This window comes from Bacillus pretiosus, from assembly GCF_051294775.1.
GTDB classification, from domain to species: Bacteria; Bacillota; Bacilli; order Bacillales; family Bacillaceae_G; genus Bacillus_A; species Bacillus_A wiedmannii.
This window is the reverse complement of the sequence record NZ_JBPPHF010000008.1, coordinates 79,706-99,261: the sequence shown is the minus strand read 5'-3', so window position 1 is coordinate 99,261 and position 19,556 is coordinate 79,706. Positions and strand designations below refer to the sequence as shown.

At 35.6% G+C, this 19,556-nt stretch carries 17 protein-coding genes; 7 read left to right on the top strand and 10 right to left on the bottom strand.

The window, feature by feature from the left end:
* Positions 1-282: 282 nt before the first annotated feature.
* Positions 283-624, bottom strand: a complete 342-nt coding sequence (locus ACSG5Z_RS26925) for a cobalt transporter (RefSeq protein ID WP_087983376.1) — start codon at positions 622-624, stop codon at positions 283-285.
* A 389-nt stretch (positions 625-1,013) separates the two neighbouring features.
* Here ACSG5Z_RS26925 and ACSG5Z_RS26920 point away from each other — a divergent pair, with 389 nt between their 5' ends.
* From ACSG5Z_RS26920 to ACSG5Z_RS26910, 3 genes are all read left to right on the top strand, one after another.
* Positions 1,014-2,543 (top strand): cardiolipin synthase, encoded by a 1,530-nt coding sequence (locus ACSG5Z_RS26920; protein ID WP_087983378.1) that lies wholly within the window; start codon positions 1,014-1,016, stop codon positions 2,541-2,543.
* Positions 2,544-2,670: 127 nt separating this feature from the next.
* Positions 2,671-3,564 carry an ATP-binding protein gene (locus ACSG5Z_RS26915; protein WP_000892965.1) on the top strand — a complete coding sequence of 298 codons (894 nt, stop codon included), beginning with the start codon at positions 2,671-2,673 and terminating at the stop codon, positions 3,562-3,564.
* A 3-nt stretch (positions 3,565-3,567) separates the two neighbouring features.
* Positions 3,568-5,451, top strand: coding sequence for a vWA domain-containing protein (locus ACSG5Z_RS26910; RefSeq protein WP_262751136.1), 1,884 nt, complete (start codon positions 3,568-3,570; stop codon positions 5,449-5,451).
* A 38-nt stretch (positions 5,452-5,489) separates the two neighbouring features.
* Here ACSG5Z_RS26910 and ACSG5Z_RS26905 read toward each other — a convergent pair whose 3' ends face one another.
* The 3 genes from ACSG5Z_RS26905 to ACSG5Z_RS26895 are packed head-to-tail and all read right to left on the bottom strand — an operon-like array spanning position 5,490 to position 8,172.
* A complete protein-coding gene (locus ACSG5Z_RS26905) occupies positions 5,490-5,912 on the bottom strand; it encodes an NUDIX hydrolase (protein WP_060487015.1) in 423 nt (140 codons plus the stop codon).
* A gap of 59 nt (positions 5,913-5,971) precedes the next feature.
* Positions 5,972-6,937, bottom strand: a complete 966-nt coding sequence (locus ACSG5Z_RS26900; RefSeq protein ID WP_000723139.1) for an L-threonine 3-dehydrogenase — start codon at positions 6,935-6,937, stop codon at positions 5,972-5,974.
* A gap of 44 nt (positions 6,938-6,981) precedes the next feature.
* Entirely contained in the window at positions 6,982-8,172 is a 1,191-nt protein-coding gene (locus ACSG5Z_RS26895) for a glycine C-acetyltransferase (RefSeq protein WP_000095914.1), read from the bottom strand.
* Positions 8,173-8,385: 213 nt separating this feature from the next.
* On the opposite strand from ACSG5Z_RS26895, the gene ACSG5Z_RS26890 reads away from it, so the two are divergent.
* Positions 8,386-9,117, top strand: coding sequence for a class I SAM-dependent DNA methyltransferase (locus ACSG5Z_RS26890; protein ID WP_087983388.1), 732 nt, complete (start codon positions 8,386-8,388; stop codon positions 9,115-9,117).
* Positions 9,118-9,148: 31 nt separating this feature from the next.
* On the opposite strand, the gene fpuD is transcribed toward ACSG5Z_RS26890, so the two are convergent.
* Genes fpuD through ACSG5Z_RS26875 form a run of 3 tightly spaced genes read right to left on the bottom strand, consistent with a single transcriptional unit; the run spans position 9,149 to position 12,042 of the window.
* Positions 9,149-9,970, bottom strand: coding sequence for a petrobactin ABC transporter ATP-binding protein FpuD (gene fpuD / locus ACSG5Z_RS26885; protein ID WP_088061831.1), 822 nt, complete (start codon positions 9,968-9,970; stop codon positions 9,149-9,151).
* Between the two features lie 12 nt (positions 9,971-9,982).
* Positions 9,983-11,041: a FecCD family ABC transporter permease gene (locus ACSG5Z_RS26880; protein WP_087983390.1), complete on the bottom strand. Its 1,059-nt coding sequence runs from the start codon at positions 11,039-11,041 to the stop codon at positions 9,983-9,985.
* Complete coding sequence (locus ACSG5Z_RS26875) at positions 11,038-12,042, bottom strand: FecCD family ABC transporter permease (RefSeq protein WP_087983392.1); 1,005 nt, start codon at positions 12,040-12,042, stop codon at positions 11,038-11,040. The genes ACSG5Z_RS26880 and ACSG5Z_RS26875 overlap by 4 nt, the downstream gene beginning before the upstream one ends.
* Positions 12,043-12,214: 172 nt before the next feature.
* On the opposite strand from ACSG5Z_RS26875, the gene ACSG5Z_RS26870 reads away from it, so the two are divergent.
* Together ACSG5Z_RS26870 and ACSG5Z_RS26865 are read left to right on the top strand one after the other, a co-directional pair.
* The gene (locus tag ACSG5Z_RS26870; protein ID WP_435712600.1) at positions 12,215-13,180 is read left to right on the top strand and encodes an ABC transporter substrate-binding protein; all 966 of its coding nucleotides are present in this window, start codon (positions 12,215-12,217) and stop codon (positions 13,178-13,180) included.
* A gap of 380 nt (positions 13,181-13,560) precedes the next feature.
* Positions 13,561-14,910, top strand: a complete 1,350-nt coding sequence (locus tag ACSG5Z_RS26865; RefSeq protein WP_088061823.1) for a peptide MFS transporter — start codon at positions 13,561-13,563, stop codon at positions 14,908-14,910.
* Positions 14,911-14,953: 43 nt separating this feature from the next.
* Here ACSG5Z_RS26865 and ACSG5Z_RS26860 read toward each other — a convergent pair whose 3' ends face one another.
* Complete coding sequence (locus ACSG5Z_RS26860; RefSeq protein ID WP_000382688.1) at positions 14,954-15,133, bottom strand: acid-soluble spore protein H; 180 nt, start codon at positions 15,131-15,133, stop codon at positions 14,954-14,956.
* A gap of 191 nt (positions 15,134-15,324) precedes the next feature.
* Positions 15,325-15,612 carry an ArsR/SmtB family transcription factor gene (locus ACSG5Z_RS26855; RefSeq protein WP_000081429.1) on the bottom strand — a complete coding sequence of 96 codons (288 nt, stop codon included), beginning with the start codon at positions 15,610-15,612 and terminating at the stop codon, positions 15,325-15,327.
* A gap of 815 nt (positions 15,613-16,427) precedes the next feature.
* Between ACSG5Z_RS26855 and ACSG5Z_RS26850 the strand changes: the two genes are divergently transcribed.
* Entirely contained in the window at positions 16,428-18,047 is a 1,620-nt protein-coding gene (locus ACSG5Z_RS26850; protein ID WP_435712599.1) for an L-lactate permease, read from the top strand.
* A 38-nt stretch (positions 18,048-18,085) separates the two neighbouring features.
* On the opposite strand, the gene aspA is transcribed toward ACSG5Z_RS26850, so the two are convergent.
* On the bottom strand, positions 18,086-19,519 hold the full coding sequence (aspA, locus tag ACSG5Z_RS26845; RefSeq protein WP_088061819.1) for an aspartate ammonia-lyase: 1,434 nt from the start codon (positions 19,517-19,519) through the stop codon (positions 18,086-18,088).
* Positions 19,520-19,556 lie beyond the last annotated feature (37 nt).

Sequence of the window (19,556 nt, the reverse complement as noted above, 5' to 3'; positions counted from 1 at the left end):
CTTACTTTATTATAATTCATTCTCTTACATTCCTTTATAGCTAGCTCTATACAATGCCTATTCCCTATTAATCCCGCTCATATCTAACCTCTTTACTTTACTAGCGAAATAGAATTTCGAGCACACTATACAACTATTCACGGATAATAATATAAAAGTTAAAATTAGTATATATGTTTTTGAATTACAATAACAAAATATTAACATATTTTCACCTTTATTTTGGAAATATTTTATAAATACTTTATTAAACTAAAAAAAGAGGAAAGCCTCTTTTTTAGTTTAATACGGATATGGTATTTGCTGATACCCCGGATATGGAGTTGAATATGGTGCTGGGTATGGCGCTGGATAAGTTACTGGGTACGGTGCTGGATAGTAGCCTCCACTTGCTGCACCCGTTAATGCGCCAGCTGTAAGTCCACCTAACACGCCTCCAGCAAAACTTCCTGGGAAAAATCCGCCGCCCCATGACCCGCCCCCCCAGCCCCATCCGCCTCCGTGATGGTGGTGATGATCATAGTGGTTGTGCCCTCCATGATGGTGATGTCCGCCGTTATGGTTGTGCCCTCCATGAGGATGATGATTACGATAATACAATCCGTTATTTTCTATATAATTCATGTTTCCCCTCTCCTTTTCCATTTTCTCATCTTAATAGGTATTGTATGGATAGTACGGACCTTGTTAGTAACCTATATAATTAAGAAGAATCCGCGTAATAAAGATAACTATATCCTGGTCTTCATCATGCACCTGCTACAAATCCATGATATGGTTATCCCCTTTCCTATATAAAGGGCAAGGTTTTTGTCCCTCCTACACTGTTTATTAACCAGCAAATAGCTGGATAATAACGTCACAATATAATGTATGTAGGACAAATGCGGAAAGCATGGGGAAAATGTCTATATTTTGTAAAAAAAACAAAACACTTTATAATAAGAATGTCGGATTATACCTTTTTATATAAGAAGTCTATACTTAAGAAAGATTAGAGGAATTTTATAGAAATGAAGAAGCCTATCGTTCAATTACTATCAATATTTGTAATTATATCTATCGTTCTTTTCCTATTAAATACATCATTTATTTCGTTATATACATTTGTCGGCGCTCTCTGGTCCATCACAATCATAGGAATTTCATTCGTTATTTTCATCGAAAATAGGTCTCCTCAAAGCACCTTAGCGTGGTTTTTAGTATTAGCACTTCTTCCCGTTATAGGGGTGCTTTTATACTCTATTTTCGGTCGTAGCCGTTGGAGAAGAAAAAAACATCTCCATCGTTCAGAAGAACAAAGAAAATTATTCCGTGAAATATTAGAAGGAAGACGACTAGAATTAGCACTCACAGTCCCCTTACATGAACGTTCTGTACATTTAACAGAAGTCGTACAAAAATTTGGAGGCGGGCCTGCCGCAGATAGAACGACGACAAAACTTTTAACAAATGGAGATCAAACATTCTCAGAAATTTTACAAGCTATCGAGCAAGCAAAACATCACATACATATTCAATACTATATTTATAAATCTGATGAGATTGGTACGAAAGTTCGAGATGCTTTAATAAAAAAAGCAAAATCTGGTGTTATTGTACGCTTTCTTTATGATGGACTCGGAAGTAACACTTTAAGAAGACGCTTTTTAAAACCTATGAAAGAAGCTGGGATCGAAATTGTAGAATTTGACCCTATTTTTTCAGCTTGGTTACTTGAAACAGTCAATTATCGTAACCACCGTAAAATCGTTATTGTAGATGGAGAAATCGGTTTTACTGGTGGACTCAACGTCGGTGATGAATATCTTGGTCGTTCAAAAAAATTCCCCATTTGGCGTGATAGCCATTTAAAAATAGAAGGGAAAGCGTTATATAAATTACAAGCAATCTTTCTAGAGGATTGGCTCTATGCATCTAGTGGGTTGAATACTTATTCTTGGGATCAATTTATGAATAGACAATACTTCCCAGGTAAAGAAATTTCACATGCAGAAGGTGCTGTGCAAATTGTAGCGAGCGGACCAAGCTCAGATGATAAAAGCATTCGCAATACATTATTAGCTGTTATGGGATCTGCAAAAAAATCGATTTGGATCGCTACACCTTACTTTATTCCAGATCAAGAAACTTTAACATTATTACGTTTAAGTGCAATATCTGGCATAGATGTACGCATTTTATATCCTGGTAAAAGTGATAGTATTATTAGTGATCAAGCATCTCAGTCCTACTTCACTCCGCTTTTAAAAGCTGGTGCTTCCATTTATAGTTATAAAGATGGTTTTATGCATGCAAAAATTGTACTCGTTGATGATAAGATCGCGACAATTGGAACGGCAAATATGGACGTACGCAGCTTTGAATTAAATTATGAACTTATTAGCGTACTATATGAATCAGAAACCGTTCATGATATTAAACATGATTTTGAAGACGACTTTAAGCATTCCACTGAAATTAAATGGAACGCATTCCAAAAAAGAAGTATCAAAAAACGAATATTAGAGTCTTTCATGCGACTCATTTCGCCTTTACTGTAAGCAATCAATGTAACATTGATTGCTTTTTCTTTTCCATTTCCCCTCTCTCCTTTTCTTTGCATACCATATTAAAACAAGTTATCATAAGATGTATTACTTTATGAAAATAATGTTAGGTGGGAAATACATGTTAGAACAATTTCATATACATGCTGATTTAAAACAACAGCTCTCAACCATTCACGAAAAAAATAAACAAGAAGCTGGTGAAAATGCACATTTAATTGGAAAGAAAATATATAAAGCATCTGATAACAGCATTATTGAAGATGCTATTACAGCGCTTCTTCTTGGCAAAAACATTCTATTAAAAGGGCCGACTGGTAGTGGTAAAACAGTACTAGCTGAAACTCTTTCTTCTTTATTCCAAAAACCAATGCATAGCATTAACTGTTCTGTTGACCTAGATGTAGAAGGTATTTTAGGGTACAACACACTACAAACGAAAGATGGCGCATCTGAAGTTACATTCGTTAACGGCCCTCTTATGAAAGCAATGAAGAACGGTCATTTCCTATATATTGATGAAATCAATATGGCAAAACCTGAAACGTTACCACTTCTTCACGGTGCATTAGATTACCGTAAAATGATTACAAATCCATTTACACAAGAGGTTGTATATGGCGATGACGAGTATCGTGTAATTGCAGCAATTAATGAAGGTTACGTTGGAACAAGTGAACTAAACGAAGCATTAAAAAACCGTTTCGTTATTATTGAAGTTCCATACATTCAAGGTGACACATTAAAAGAACTATTACTATCTGAATCAAAATTAAATGATGTTGCAACAATTGAAAAGTTCGTTGCATTTGCAAGCGACCTTATGCCTTTAGCTCGTGATGGACGTGTAAGTGAAGAAGCAGCAAGTATTCGTGGCATTATCGACGCATGTGATTTAGGTGTATATATTCCTGTTATGCGTGCAATTGAACGTAGTATTATCGCAAAATTAAACGATGAAACAGAACAAATGACTGTCCGTGAATTAGCAGAAAGTTATTTCTTTGAGGGATAATTCATGAGACAAATTTTTAGTGACAAAAAAATTGATGCGTCGCTGTTTCTACAAATGGAAAACTTAATGTATGCTCTTCTAAAAGAAGACGATGCCTACCTTGAGTATGGCTATAAAGCATACTACGACGAAATTGAAAAAAAGGTTGTCATTAGTCACTTTTGGGATGATCGAAAAGAAGAGGATACAGTAATCGGATTAAAAAGCGAAGTGTTTTTAAAAGCACTTGGTAATAAACATTACTCGGACATGACTTTAATTCGTTCTTATGCGATTGAATTACAAGAATCACCCTTAAAAAAGTTTTTAACACAATTATTTGTTCTATTAGAAGATTTACGTGTTGAGGAAATCGTAAAAAACTTACGCCCTGGCACAAAGCATGTTTTTAAAAGAAGAAAAGAAATGTATCGCAATTACTTTGGTTCACAAAATGAAATCAATCGTGTTCGTAACTATCACGGTGATCGTCTATTTTGTCTCTGCTATCTTTCATTAACGAGCGATAAATATGAAATGTTTAATAATGAATATTTCGAGCAAATTGAAGCAATTTTGCATGAAACATTCCAAGCTCGTAATACAGAAGACATTATGTATATCGTTGAAAAAATTCGCTATCGTTTAGAAGGACTTCTTGAAAATGATATGCTTAATAATTATTTCGGACATGCTCCGCTTTATTTATCTGTGATTGCAGATGAGAAAGACAGTCGCGCTGAAAAATTAGCAAATGATGATACGCAGCTCATAGATGACGATGAAAATAAGAACAAAATGGATGAAAGTTTCTCCACATGGCATCGTGAAAATAAAAATAACGAAAACGAGAACTTTTTACGCTTTGATTTAGAAAGCGGAACAAAAACAAATATGATGGGCGATACTGCTCGTGAATCAGAAGATGGCGACCAAGCACTTGGTTCTGTACAAGGTACTTCTCAAAAGAGTACACAATCCAACTTTGATGGCGCTGATACAGAAGAAGCAAGAGCTTCACACGCTTCTAGCCAAAACGAGGGTGCATACGGTAAGTATAACGTTGGTGCTTCTCATATATTTAAAGAAGCTCGCAAATCAAATCCTGATGAAAAAAAGGATTACCAAGCTATCAAATCAGTCGTTAATAAAGATGTAAAAGAATTAAAGAAAATTATCGAAAAAACGATTGAAAATAAAACGAATGCAAATAGTGATAAATATTACGGAAGACTTCGTAAGAAATTCCTTCGTATTTATACTGAAAAGCAGCCGCGCATGTTTTATAAAAAAGGACAAGAATCACAAGAACTTGACGTTGCATTCCAACTACTAGTGGACTGCTCTGGTTCTATGTATAACAAAATGGAAGAAACGAAAAAGAGTGTGGTCCTATTCCATGAAGCATTGAAATCTTTAAAAATCCCGCACGCCATTAGTGGATTTTGGGAAGATGCTTCTAGTGCTAAGCCTGAGGATAAGCCCAACGTTATCCATGAAGTTGTAACGTATAAAAACTCAACGTTACCAAACGTCGGTCCAGAAATTATGCAGCTTCGCGAAGAAGAAGATAACCGCGACGGATATATTATTCGTATCGTTTCTGAAAAGCTTGCAAAAAGACCAGAAAAACATAAATTCTTACTTGTCTTTACAGACGGTGAGCCTTCTGCGCTAGACTATCAACAAGACGGTATTTTAGATACGCATGAAGCTGTCAAACTTGCTCGTAAAAGTGGTATGGAAGTAATCGGAATCTTCATCGAAGAAGGCGAAGCGAAAGAAGCCACTTATCAATTAATGAAGAACATTTATAACCATCACTTCTTAGTTGCAAATCATGCTGAAGATTTACGTCTGAAGATTAAACCACTATTGAAAAAGTTACTACTGAAGACGATTGAATAGAAAAACAGGAGCGTTGTCGCTCCTGTTTTTTCTTTCAATCACTTTGTTTCTGATTGAAACTTATATGGAATGGCTACTTCTAATAATGCCTCGAATCCGCCATCGTAGAATGGGAATCGTTCATTTGCGATCGTTCGATTCACCCACTCTATTGCAGAAATTTCTTCTTCATCTCCCGCAATCAGTTCACCTTTCACTACATTTGCTCGGAATGTAAAAAGTATCGCATGATTCCCTGATTCTTCAAAGAATTTTTCATTGATCGCAACAAGTCCACCTGCCACGGCAGTTAAACCTGTCTCTTCTTTCACTTCTCTTATTAGTGCTTCCTCTAATATTTCACCTTTTTCAACAGCCCCACCCGGCAGTGACCAAACGTTTTGTTCTATATTATGTACCATTAATATTTTATCTGTTTCTTCATCATGTATTAGTGCATATACAACGTCAACTCTTTGCATAAGACTTCTCTCCCTCAAAAAATAAAGAAGAGCCAATTCCTAAGAATCGACCCTTCCTATTAATTCATCACTAACTCAGCTGTGAGCTTTTTTTTTAACTTAGCCAACATGTCAGTTGTCATTTTGTCTAAATCGTATTCTGCTTTAAAGCCCCACTCTTTCATTGCTGCTGTTGCATCAATAGAGTTTGGCCAGCTATCAGCGATTGTTTGACGAGCAGGATCTACAGCGTAATCCATTGTAAACGTCGGGATGTGTTTACGAATTGATGCTGCGATTTGCTCCGGCTCAAAGCTCATTGCTGTTATATTGAACGCGTTTCTATGCACAAGTTTACTTGGATCAGCTTCCATTAATGAAATGATCGCTTGTAAAGCATCTGGCATATACATCATATCCATGTATGTTCCTTCTGCAATGTATGAGGTGTATGTGCCTTTTTTAATCGCCTCATAATAAATTTCAACCGCATAATCAGTTGTTCCGCCTCCTGGAGGAGCTACGTAAGAAATTAAACCAGGGAAACGTACACCGCGCGTATCAACGCCAAACTTTTGATGATAATAATCACATAGTAATTCTCCTGCTACTTTGTTTACCCCATACATCGTAGTAGGACGCTGAATTGTATCTTGTGGCGTATTATCTTTCGGTGTTGATGGACCGAATGCACCGATAGAACTTGGCGTGAAAAACTTACAGTTTAATTCACGAGCTGCTTCTAATGCATTTACAAGTCCACCCATATTTAAATTCCAAGCAAATAACGGATTTTTTTCTGCTGTTGCTGAAAGTAAAGCTGCTAAATGAATAATTGTATCTACTTCATTACGCTTTGCGATATCATGTAGTTTTTGTCCATCTGTTACATCTAACGTTTCAAATGGACCAGACGTTACTACTTCACTATCTGTTTCACGAATATCTGTTGCAATAACATTTGATGCACCGTATACATCACGAAGTTTCATTACTAATTCAGAACCAATTTGCCCTAAAGAACCGGTTACTAGAATTTTTTTCATTTTCCCCACTCCTCATTTGCAAGCTATTCAAAAGATGTCGTTACTTAAATGATGCCCATTTCTTTTCCTACTTTTTCATACTTACGAATTGCTTCATCTAACATTTCTTTCGTATGAGCTGCTGTAGGCATATTACGAACGCGGCCTGTTCCTTTAGCTACAGTTGGGAACACGATAGATTTTGCATATACGCCTTCTTCATTTAGACGTTTACTAAATTCTTGTGTTAATACTTCGTCACCAATAATACAAGGTGTAATTGGCGTTTCACTTTCTCCAATGTTAAAGCCAAGTTCTTTTAACCCTTGTTTTAAATAGCGGCCATTTTCCCAGAGACGATCATGTAACTCTGTGCTTTCCATTAAAATTTCAATTGATCGCATACATGCAGCTGCATCAGCTGGTGTTAATGCTGTGGAGAATAAGAATGGACGTGAGCGAACTTTTAACCAGTCAATTAAGTTTTGTTTCCCTGCTACATATCCACCAATTACCCCAATTGCTTTTGATAATGTACCAATTTGGAAATCAACTTTATCAGATAGACCGAAATGCTTTACAGTTCCTGCACCTTTTCCAAGTACACCTGAACCGTGTGCATCGTCTACATATGTCATTAAATCTAATTCTTCTGCAATCTCAACAATCTCTGGTAATTTTGCAACATCTCCATCCATTGAGAAGACACCGTCTGTAATTACCATTAATTTATTGTAAAGACCTGATTCTTTCGCTGCGATTGCTTTTTGGCGTAAATCTTCCATATCAGAATGTTTATAAACGATGATTTTCGCTCTTGATAAACGACTACCATCAATAATAGAAGCATGGTTTAATTCGTCTGAAAGAATCGCATCATTTTTATCCATAACGGCTGAAATCGCTGCCATATTACAGTTAAATCCTGATTGGTAAGCAATTGCTGCTTCTGTATGTTTAAACTTTGCAATTGTCTCTTCTAATTTAATATGCAAATCTAAAGTACCGTTAATTGTACGAACAGCTCCTGCTCCAACGCCGTACTTATGAATTGCACCAATTGCTGCTTCTTGCAAACGGCTATCTGTTGCTAATCCAAGATAGTTGTTTGAAGATAAGTTAATATATTCTTTTCCGCCAATTGTAATGATCGGTCCATTTGAACTCTCAAGCGGATCAATTACGTTATAAAGCCCCTTTGATTTTAAATCCTCTAAATTTTCTTCTAAAAATTTCGCAAGTGTTTTACTAGACATTGTGAAGCCTCCCATCGTTCATGTAAGCGGATTATTGTCTTAATAGTTCTAATAATCCCTCTACTAGCTTAACACGTTTTTAGAATTTATTATAGAAAAATAGTTTAAAGTAACCGCTTACAATTCTAGATTATATATGATTCATTACAAGAAATCTATCATTTACTTTTCATATTTGGTAGAATAAAAAAAATATTTAAGGGGGCTTCAATCATGGCATTTACTGAATCTGATGTATATAATAACGAAGCATTTTTTGAACAATATATGAAACGAAGATACCGAGAAAATAGCCCAAATGAATCACTTGAAAAACCAGCCTTCTTTCAACTCATTGGTGATGTGAAAGGAAAGAAAATCCTCGATTTAGGCTGCGGTGACGCCAAGTTTGGCGAGGAATTATTAGAGAATGGCTGCCACTCTTACACTGGTATTGAAGGCTCCGAACTTATGTATGAAAAAGCTAAAAAACAACTAGAAAATAAAAATGGAACCGTCCATTGTTTAAACCTCAAAGACTACACATACCCTCCTTCTACTTTTGATTTAGTAACGTCTAGACTCGCCTTACATTATATTGAATATCTTCCTATCATTTTTCAAAATGTGTACGAAGCTTTAAAAACAAATGGAACCTTTACTTTTAGTGTTCAACACCCTGTTATTACTTCTTCATTTGAAAGCTTGCAAACGAGCGGAAAAAGAACAAGCTGGCTCGTCGATGATTATTTTAAAATGGGAAAACGCGTTGAACCTTGGATTGATCAAGAAGTTATTAAATATCATCGTACAACGGAAGAATATTTTACATTATTACAACAAGCTGGATTTACGATTACAAATATAAAAGAAGCTACACCAAATCAAACTTATTTTCAGAGCGAAGAAGAATATGAACGACGTTTACGAATTCCCCTCTTCCTACTATTCTCTTGCGAAAAATAAAAAAGACGATGAATCATCATCGACTTTTTTATTATCTCATTGCCTGAGCGACCTCTTTACGTACACGTCTTCCTTTTCCATGCGGAATACAAAGTGGCGTCCCAAATAACGGATCCGTACTAATTTGACATTCCATTCGGAACACATCACGTACTAGCTTCTCATCTACTACTTCTTCTGGCTTACCTTGTGCATATATTTGTTTATCTTGAATGGCTACAATATTGTCTGCATAACGGCATGCTAAATTTAAATCGTGTAATACCATAACAATTGTTCTTTGTTCTGTTTCATTTAATTCAAATAATAAATCTAGCACTTCAATTTGGTGAGTCATATCTAAATATGTAGTAGGCTCATCCAGTAAAATGATATCTGTATCTTGTGCAAGCGTCATTGCAATCCAAGCACGTTGACGTTGTCCACCTGAAAGAGCATGCACATCACGCTCAGCAAATTCTGTCATACCTGTTGCCGCAAGTGCTCTTTGTACCATTTCTTCATCTTTTTCTGACCATTGCTTCAGCCATGTTTGATATGGATAACGTCCTTGCTTTACAAGCTGCAATACTGTAAGTCCTTCTGGCGCTTGCGGTCCTTGCGGTAAAATTGCCATTTGACGAGCGATTTGCTTCGTTTGCATACTTTGAATGGCTTGATTATCTAACAAAATGTCACCCGTTGTTGGCTTTAACAATCTAGCTAGTGAACGTAATAAAGTTGATTTCCCGCAACCGTTAGAACCGATAAAGATTGTAATTTCGCCTTTTGGAATTTCTAAATTCAACTCATCAATAATAATTGTTTCACCATAAGACAACGTCAAACGTTTCGTCTCCAATGCTCTTTGCATATTCATCTCCCTTTATGAATTCCGACTTTTATAAAGTAAATAAATAAAATAAGGTGCACCAATTGCTGATGTAAATACCCCTGCTGGAATTTCAAGTGGTGTGAAAACTGTACGCCCAATTAAATCTGCAGCAAGTACTAAAATTGCACCAACAATAGCCGCAACTGGGAGTAATGCACCGTATAAAGAACCAACTAGTCTTCGTGAAATATGAGGTGCCATTAAACCGACAAACCCAATTCCTCCGGCGAAGGCAACTGCGCCACCAATTAAAGCTGTACTCAGTAATAACATGAATACGCGTGACTTCGTTAAAGGAACACCAAGTCCTACCGCAATATCATCCCCTAGCTCTTGTGCATTTAAATGTCTAGCAGCTATAAATGATATTACCGTTAAAATGAGAACCCACGGCGCAAGCACCATAACGTTTTGCCATGAAGAGCCGTAAACAGTACCTGTAATCCATACATTCGCTTGACTCGCTTGATAAATTGGCGCTAACAACATAAACAAAGTCGTTGCCGCTTTCGTTAATGCCCAAAAACCAACACCAATTAAAACAAGACTAATCGGTGATAATCCGTCATTTCTCCATGCAAATAAATATACAAAAAGCGCTACAATCGTTGCCCCAGCGAAGGCTGCTAACGGCATATAATGAATGCTTACGGTTAGCGCATTATTTTTATCACTGAATATAGCTAAAAATAATACAACTGCAACACTTGCACCACCTGTAATCCCGATGATATCAGGAGAAGCCAGTGGATTTCGAACGAGACCCTGTAAAATACATCCTGCTACAGCAAGTGCGATTCCTACAAGGATGGCAATCAAAATACGCGGCATACGAAACTTGTTTACAACCATATTTGACATCGCATCGCCATTTCCAGTAATCGCTTGCCATACATCATACGGAGGAATTTTCATGTCTCCCATACCTGCACTCGCAAAAAATAATCCTATTAAAACAACTAGTAAACTGAATAAGACGAGACAAGCTCGTTTATACATTAAAAACGAGAGCCCGCCTTTTCCTATACGAAACGGAATATACTTCTTCATTTGCTAAGCCCTCTCTTACGTGCAATATAAATAAAGAATGGTGCCCCGATAAACGCTGTCATAACCCCTACTGGTACTTCTTGTGGCATAATGACATATCTTGCTGCTATATCAGCTAAGATTAATAGTATTGCACCTAACAATCCGCTATACGGTACTCTCCACCTGTGATCTACTCCAACAAGAAATCTGGCAAAATGCGGAGTAACAATACCAATAAATCCAATCGGACCAGCGACTGCAACTGAACCACCAGACAACAGGACAATAATAAATAGTACGAATGATTTCATTAAAATTGTTCTTTGTCCAAGTCCTTTTGCAACGTCTTCCCCCATCATTAATGTATTTACTTTCCCTGCCATCATAAGAGATGCGATCCAGCCTACTAATAAATATGGGAATACAGATTGTAAAATTTCTAACTTTCTTCCTTGCACAGATCCGGCAAGCCAAAACAGTACTTCTTCAAGCGCTTTTTCATTTAACACAAGTAATCCTTGCGTTAATGATGAAAATAACGCACTAATTGCGACCCCTGCTAACGTTAACTTAAGAGGCGTCGTCCCTTCTTTTCCTAAAGAACTAGAAGCAAATACAAGTACAGCTGCAATTGCTGCCCCTAAAAAGGCAATCCACGTGAAAGCTGATAATGATGTCACGGAAAAAATAACAATTGCTACAACTATGAAGAAAGCAGCACCTGAATTTAATCCAATAAAATCTGGAGAAGCAAGTGGATTCTTCGTTAAAGTTTGCATAAGACAACCGGCAATGGCTAAACTAGCACCAACACTAGCTGCAATTAATGCCCTTGGTAAACGCACATTTTGAATAATAATATGTTCATTGGAACCATTAAAATGAAAAAAAGCATCTAACGCTAATTTCCAGCTCGTATTTGTATATCCGAAAATAATACTTCCCCAAATACAAATAATGACTGCAATGATTCCAACAAATAATCCAATCCATTTTGCTTGATTTGTTTTTAATAACATGCAGCGTTTCCCCTTCAATGTATAATGATACGTTGTAAGTGTATTTCAACTTAATTCTCATTGTCAACGATAATGAGAACTATTTTCATTGATATGTATTGACAATCAAAAGATAAAAGCTTAATATCATGCTTGCTATTGAAAAAACTTCTCAGTATGTAGGGGGTACATAATGAATTTAACACGAAAGAAATCGTTTACAGTATTTGTATTTTTACTAGCCTTTTCATTACTTTTAAGTGCTTGTGGAAAATCAAATACGACAGAGGAAACAAAAGAAGATACAAAAAAAGAAATGATTACGGTGGAACACGCAATGGGTAAAACAGAAGTTCCTGCTAATCCAAAACGTGTAGTCATTTTAACAAATGAAGGAACTGAAGCTTTACTTGAACTAGGTGTGAAACCAGTTGGGGCTGTAAAATCTTGGACTGGGGACCCATGGTATCCACATATTAAAGATAAAATGAAAGATGTAAAAGTTGTTGGTGACGAAGGACAAGTGAACGTGGAAACAATCGCTTCTTTAAAACCAGACTTAATTATCGGTAACAAAATGCGTCACGAAAAAGTGTACGAGCAACTAACAGCAATTGCACCTACTGTGTTCTCTGAAACACTACGTGGTGAATGGAAAGATAACTTCAAATTTTATGCAAAAGCATTAAATAAAGAAAAAGAAGGTCAAAAGGTTTTAACTGATTACGAAAAACGTACAAAAGAATTAAAAGGAAAACTAGGCGATAAAGTAAATCAAGAAATCTCTATGGTTCGCTTCATGCCTGGTGATGTTCGTATTTATCATGGCGATACATTCTCTGGTGTTATTTTAAAAGAACTTGGATTTAAACGTCCTGGTGATCAAAATAAAGATGACTTTGCAGAACGTAACGTATCTAAAGAACGTATTTCAGCAATGGATGGCGATGTATTATTCTACTTCACATTTGATAAAGGAAACGAGAAAAAAGGCTCTGAATTAGAAAAAGAATATATCAATGATCCTCTATTTAAAAATTTAAATGCAGTAAAAAATGGTACAGCATACAAAGTTGACGACGTTATTTGGAATACAGCCGGTGGTGTAATGGCTGCTAACCTACTATTAGATGATATCGAAAAACGCTTTGTTAAATAATATTTCCTTAACCAGCTCCCCTTCTATGGAGCTGGTTATTTTTCAATTCACTTAAATGTCACATTATTTCATTTTGTATTTTTATTCTCAATATGTTATATTGTAAAAGTAAATAGAATATATTTTCTCTATATCAGAATAAATATTTTAATCTAAATTTTCTGATTAATCACCATTTTATTTTCTTTTAGAATTCAATTATTACATTTGAAAACGCTTATTATCTAGTTTTCAGGGAAAAATACAGTAACGGTTGAAGAAGAATAGATTTTTTTAGAAATTTTCTTTCTATTTCCATATAATTCTATTGACTTCTAAATATTTTGTGAATTAAAATAATTACATAAATATCCGTTATACAGGATTAGGGGGAAACAAACATGGATGCAGCTTTAAAATTAGACAAAGCTGGAGAGCAACAATCACCAAAAAAACATCCACCAGGATTATATTTGTTGTTCTTTACAGAGGCATGGGAAAGATTTAGTTATTACGGAATGCGTGGCTTATTAGTTCTTTATTTAACAACGAGCTTAGTAAGCGGCGGTTTAGGATTTGATAAAGCAGTTGCTGTACAAATATACGGTATTTTCACAATGTTAGTATACTTCACTCCGATTATTGGTGGTTGGTTAACTGACCATTTCATTACGAAACGCCATGCCATTACTATTGGTGGTATCATTATGGCAATTGGTAACTTTGTACTATTTTCAATGAACACTAAAACTGGACTATTTTTAGGATTAGGATTATTAGTTATTGGTAACGGATTCTTCAAACCAAATATTTCGACTTTATTAGGTCAATTATATAGCAAAAACGACTCTCGTCGTGATAGTGCCTTCACTATCTTCTACATGGGAATTAACTTAGGGGCTCTTATCGCTCCATTCATTTGCGGTTACTTCGCAGATTATAGATACGGTTTCTTAACAGCTTGTATCGGTATGATCATTGGACAGCTTGCTTTTAATTTCTTAGCACCTCGTTACTTAGGATCTATCGGAACAACTGTTGTCGGTAAAAAGTCTAAAGAAAAAAATGCAAAAGCAATTGAGAAAAAACCTTTAACAACACAAGAGAAAAAACGTACTACTGCAATTTTAATTTTAACTTGTTTCGTTGTATTCTTCTGGGCAGGATTTGAACAAGCTGGTAGTTCTTTAACACTTTACACAGATAAGTTCGTGGATCGTACAATTGGTGGATTTACAATTCCAACACCTTGGTTCCAATCTGTAAACCCACTATTCATTATCTTACTAGCATTACCGGTTTCTGCATTATGGATTAAACTTTCAAAAACGAAAAATGGTGACTTAAAAATCCCAACAAAAATGGCATTTGGTATGATTTTACTAGGGATTGGATATTTAGTTCTAACTTTAGCTGTATTAAAAACTGGTAGCGATGAAGGTAATATTGCAATGAAAGCAAACTTACTATTCATTGTATTCACTTACATGTTCCATACAATCGGTGAATTATTCTTATCACCAATCGGATTATCTATGGTAAGTGCAATCGCTCCTGTTAAATTGGCATCATTATTAATGGGTGTATGGTTAGCTGGTACTGGCTTCGCGAACTTATTAGCAGGACAATTAGCTGCCTTCACTCAATCTTTAGGATATTTAGAAGTATTCGCAAGCATCGGTGTTATCGTAATCGTGCTAGGATTAGTACTTCTTATGTTCTCTAAGAAAATTGCACATATGATGGAATAGGAAATAAAAAGACGCTTCTAAACATTTAGAAGCGTCTTTTCTATTACTTCTCCTCTAAAGCCGTCACGTTCACGTGAACGCTTTCTCCAGGATTAGATACATCATACACTTGAGCAACTCCACTCTGCTCGTCACAGCTCTCAATCCATACTGGTACGCCCTCATATGTAACGTCAATGCTACTTGAAGAAGATAAGATTTGTTTCACACGTTTTACATCCATACTACTACTCCTCCTTTTCCTTACTACACTCCTTTCTATCTTTTCTTTTCCCTTTAGAATATATTCCATATAACAACATGTTAATTGATAACCTTTTCTTCCTTACATGCTAACATTTACTCTCATATCACCTTTCTGACAAATAAAAAAAGACGTATATCCCACACGTCTTTTTCCATAATATTCAAATTTTAAGAAAATAATGTTTTTACAACTTCACTTACTTTATCATTATGAATTTGATAATACACTTCTAGTCCTCGTCTTTCAAAGCGCACTACTTTATTTTGTTTTAATTTCGTTAAATGTTGCGAAACCGTTGATTGTGGAATTTCTAACACTTCCTGTAATTGTGTTACATTACAAGTTCCACGTTGCATTAGTTCCATTACTAGGCGTAAACGTAACGGATGCGCTAACGCTCTTAACATTTGTACATCTTCTTCTGAAATACGACATTCGAATTGATTTTGGCTCATAAAGTTCCCCTCATTTTCGTTTTTATTTTCTTTTTATTTATTTATATATCTGTTCTTATATTTCCTGTTACGACATAACTTTATCAACCTATAATGCTGAAAATTTTTTCCACCTTTATCAGGAAAGAATTCAGGAAAAATTCCTTGCTGATTTTGAATATTATACTATATGATATAATGAAAAAGCAAAAGTAAGGGCTATGAATACTTTGCTTACAAACGTTGTTTTATCAAGCTTTTTGTTATATTTTCACCTCACTGCAACGTACAGTAACGATATTGTAAAATACCGTCTATAATTGATAACCTATCGTAACGTATTCGGGTTATATTTAACCTCTTTGTTATGCTAAAAGGAATTTTCAGTAAAAAAAGATAATGTAATATTAAAAATTGACTTATTGTTGTTTTAATTCGTATTGTACTTGCTCAGACTGTTATTCAAAACTTCCTATTAAATGCATTTGGTTTCTCTTTCTTACTAGATCAACTCAGACCAGCATGTGACACCTATCAAATTTCAACATCCTATATACTTAATGCAAAGACGTCATCTAACATATAAGATTAATGATATACGAACAAATAAAACAATATAGAAATAACTTCAAAAAGCAAACTCAAATCTATTTGAGTTTGCTTTTTGTCTACTTTATGAACAAAGCATTTCTTTTAATACTATTATGGAATAATTATACTTTTTTACGTTGACAATAGTGTTGAAGGAGAATATACTAAGCATGTAAGTTGATTGTGAATTGTTTCACAAATAATGTGAATTTCTTCACATAAAATAGATAGGAGTTGTCATTATTATGAGTACTTGGACACAAATTTATGACCCATTAAACAATATTTGGTTATCTGCACTAATCGCAGCACTTCCAATTTTCTGCTTCATCATTTGTTTAATGGGACTGAAAATGAAAAGTTACATGGCTGGTCTTTACAGTGTAATTATCGCTATTATTCTTGCTATATTCGTTTATAAAATGCCAGCAACCGTAGCTGTAGCATCTGCCGGATTCGGTGTTTTATCTGGATTTTATCCAATTTGTACTATCGTTATCGCAGCAATTTTCCTTTACAAATTAACTGTTAAAACAGAGCAATTCAACATCATTCGTGATAGTATTTCAAGCATTACAAATGATCAACGTTTACAAGTATTATTAATCGCTTATTCTTTCGGTGCTTTCTTAGAAGGCGCAGCTGGTTTAGGGGTTCCAGTTGCTATTACAGCTGCATTACTTGTGGGTATGGGCTTTAATCCATTAAAAGCAGCAGGTATTTGTTTAGTAGCTAACATCGCTGGTGGTGCTATGGGTGCTATGGGTATCCCAGTTACAGTACCAGCACAATTAACTGAGCTAGACGCATTAACTATCGGTCGTCAAACTGTTCTTATTTTACCATTCATTAGTATTGTTTTACCTTTCTTACTTGTTTCAATGGTTGATGGAATTAAAGGTATTAAAGAAACTTGGCAAGGTATTCTTGTAAGTGGTTTTTCTTTCGCTATAACTCAGTTCCTTGTGACTTACTTCTTAGGTGCAGAACTTACTAATATTTTCGCAGCCGTTGTAAGTATGGTTTCTCTAGCATTATTCTTACGTGTTTGGCAACCAAAATCTTCTTCTACAGAAGAAAAACAAGAAAAACAAGAATCTCATACATTCAATCAAATTTTATATGCTTGGTCTCCATTCGTATTCTTAACTGCATTCGTAACAATCTTTAATTTAAAACCAATTAAAGCTTTATTTGCTCCGGATGGCGCACTAGCAAACTTAGTATTTAACATTCAGTTCCCTGGTCTTCATAATGCTGTTATGAAAACTACACCAATTACAAAAGCTGATACACCTTTCGCGGCTGTTTTCAAGTTTGATGTATTCTCATCTACAACTACTGCAATCGTATTAGCAATTATTGTTTCACTTATCGTTTACCGCGTAAAAGGTAAAATGGTTAAAGAATTAATAGTAGAAACAATGAAAGAACTAAAAGCTCCAGTATATACAATCTGTAGCGTTATCGCTTTAGCCTACGTAGAGAACTACTCTGGTATGTCATCTACACTTGGACTGGCATTCTCTTCTACTGGTAATGCATTCCCAGTTCTTTCTCCAATCTTAGGATGGATTGGCGTATTCATTACAGGTTCAGTAGTATCAAGTGGTTCATTATTCGCACCGCTTCAAGCAGTAACTGCAGATCAATTAAATATCGTTCCTTCTACTCTTGTTGCATTAAACGTAGTAGGTGGTACAATGGCAAAAATGGTTTCACCACAATCTGTAGCCGTTGCTTGTGCAGCAGTTGGACTAGTTGGTAAAGAGTCTGCCCTATTTAAAACAGCGATGAAATACAGTTTAATCTTCTTAGCTATTATTAGCTTACTTCAATTAAACTCTGTATTTAATATCTTTTAAAAAAACACCGATCCATTTGGATCGGTGTTTTTTTCATATTACATCTTCTTATTCTTTAATAAAGAAGCTCCAGCAATTTCAGGATGCGTCATTTCGAATGGATCTAAAATAATATCCAATTCTTCTTCTGTCAGTACACCATGTTCTAAACATAGCTCCCTAACAGATTTTCCTGTTTCAATTGCTTCACGTGCAATACGAGATGCTGCTTCGTAACCAATATGAGGGTTCACCGCTGTAATAATTCCAACACTTTTCTCTACATATTGCTTCAGCAATTCTTCATTTGCTGTAATTCCTTTAATACAATATTCACGGAATACACGGAATCCGTTATTCATAATACTAATAGATTGAATTAAATTAAATACGAGTACAGGCTCCATTACGTTTAACTCTAATTGTCCTGCTTCTGATGCTAAGCAAATTGTATGATCATTACCAATCACTTGGAAAGCAACTTGATTAATTACTTCTGCCATAACAGGATTTACTTTACCTGGCATAATAGATGAACCTGGTTGGCGAGCTGGTAATTGAATTTCCGCCAATCCAACACGTGGACCAGATGCCATAATACGAAGATCATTTGCAATTTTAGACATATTCATCATACATACTTTTAATGCGGCAGATACTTCTGTGTATGCATCTGTGTTTTGCGTTGCATCAACTAAATGCTCTGCACCAACAAGTGGTAATCCGCTAAATGTTCGCAAGTGTTTAACCACTTGTTCAATGTACGTAGGGTTTGCATTTAATCCCGTACCAACAGCTGTCGCCCCCATGTTCACTTCATATAAATGTTGGCGAGACTGTTTAATTCTTTTTATATCACGCTCAAGCACTCGGCTATACGCTTCAAATTCTTGTCCAAGACGAATCGGAACAGCATCTTGTAAATGTGTACGTCCCATTTTAATGACGTGGTCGAACTCTTTTGCTTTTTCACGGAAAGCAGCATGAAGTTCTTCCATTGTAATAAGAAGTTCTTCTAACATCATAAGAGTTGCAATATGAATTCCCGTTGGAAACGCATCATTCGTTGATTGAGCCATGTTCACATGCGTGTTTGGGCTAATTTTCACATACTCGCCTTTTTCACATCCCATACGTTCTAAAGCTCGATTAGCGATTACTTCATTTGTATTCATATTAATAGAAGTTCCAGCACCGCCTTGGATTGGATCCACGATAAATTGATCATGGAATTTCCCATCAACAATTTCTTGCGCTGCCTCTGCAATTTCATATCCAATGTCTTTAGCTAAGTAACCAGTATCCATATTTGCAAGTGCCGCCGCTTTTTTCACAATTGCCATTGCCGTAATGAGTGACGGATGAATGCGATATCCTGTAATCGGGAAGTTTTCTACAGCACGTAATGTTTGTACCCCATAATAAGCTACACTCGGTACTTCCTTTTCACCTAAAAAATCTTTCTCTATACGTATATCCTTCGTTGCTATCATTTTCATCACCTATACTTTTCATTCTAAATCCTTATCT

Coding starts and splice junctions, on each gene's coding strand:
- ACSG5Z_RS26915 (WP_000892965.1), top strand. CDS start 2,671: ATGTTAGAACAATTTCATATACATGCTGATTTAAAACAACAGCTCTCA.
- ACSG5Z_RS26880 (WP_087983390.1), bottom strand. CDS start 11,041: ATGAAGAAGTATATTCCGTTTCGTATAGGAAAAGGCGGGCTCTCGTTT.
- ACSG5Z_RS26925 (WP_087983376.1), bottom strand. CDS start 624: ATGAATTATATAGAAAATAACGGATTGTATTATCGTAATCATCATCCT.
- ACSG5Z_RS26870 (WP_435712600.1), top strand. CDS start 12,215: ATGAATTTAACACGAAAGAAATCGTTTACAGTATTTGTATTTTTACTA.
- ACSG5Z_RS26890 (WP_087983388.1), top strand. CDS start 8,386: ATGGCATTTACTGAATCTGATGTATATAATAACGAAGCATTTTTTGAA.
- ACSG5Z_RS26875 (WP_087983392.1), bottom strand. CDS start 12,042: ATGTTATTAAAAACAAATCAAGCAAAATGGATTGGATTATTTGTTGGA.
- ACSG5Z_RS26855 (WP_000081429.1), bottom strand. CDS start 15,612: ATGAGCCAAAATCAATTCGAATGTCGTATTTCAGAAGAAGATGTACAA.
- fpuD (WP_088061831.1), bottom strand. CDS start 9,970: ATGCAAAGAGCATTGGAGACGAAACGTTTGACGTTGTCTTATGGTGAA.
- ACSG5Z_RS26860 (WP_000382688.1), bottom strand. CDS start 15,133: ATGGATGTAAAACGTGTGAAACAAATCTTATCTTCTTCAAGTAGCATT.
- ACSG5Z_RS26905 (WP_060487015.1), bottom strand. CDS start 5,912: ATGCAAAGAGTTGACGTTGTATATGCACTAATACATGATGAAGAAACA.
- ACSG5Z_RS26850 (WP_435712599.1), top strand. CDS start 16,428: ATGAGTACTTGGACACAAATTTATGACCCATTAAACAATATTTGGTTA.
- ACSG5Z_RS26895 (WP_000095914.1), bottom strand. CDS start 8,172: ATGTCTAGTAAAACACTTGCGAAATTTTTAGAAGAAAATTTAGAGGAT.
- ACSG5Z_RS26920 (WP_087983378.1), top strand. CDS start 1,014: ATGAAGAAGCCTATCGTTCAATTACTATCAATATTTGTAATTATATCT.
- ACSG5Z_RS26900 (WP_000723139.1), bottom strand. CDS start 6,937: ATGAAAAAAATTCTAGTAACCGGTTCTTTAGGGCAAATTGGTTCTGAA.
- ACSG5Z_RS26910 (WP_262751136.1), top strand. CDS start 3,568: ATGAGACAAATTTTTAGTGACAAAAAAATTGATGCGTCGCTGTTTCTA.
- ACSG5Z_RS26865 (WP_088061823.1), top strand. CDS start 13,561: ATGGATGCAGCTTTAAAATTAGACAAAGCTGGAGAGCAACAATCACCA.
- aspA (WP_088061819.1), bottom strand. CDS start 19,519: ATGATAGCAACGAAGGATATACGTATAGAGAAAGATTTTTTAGGTGAA.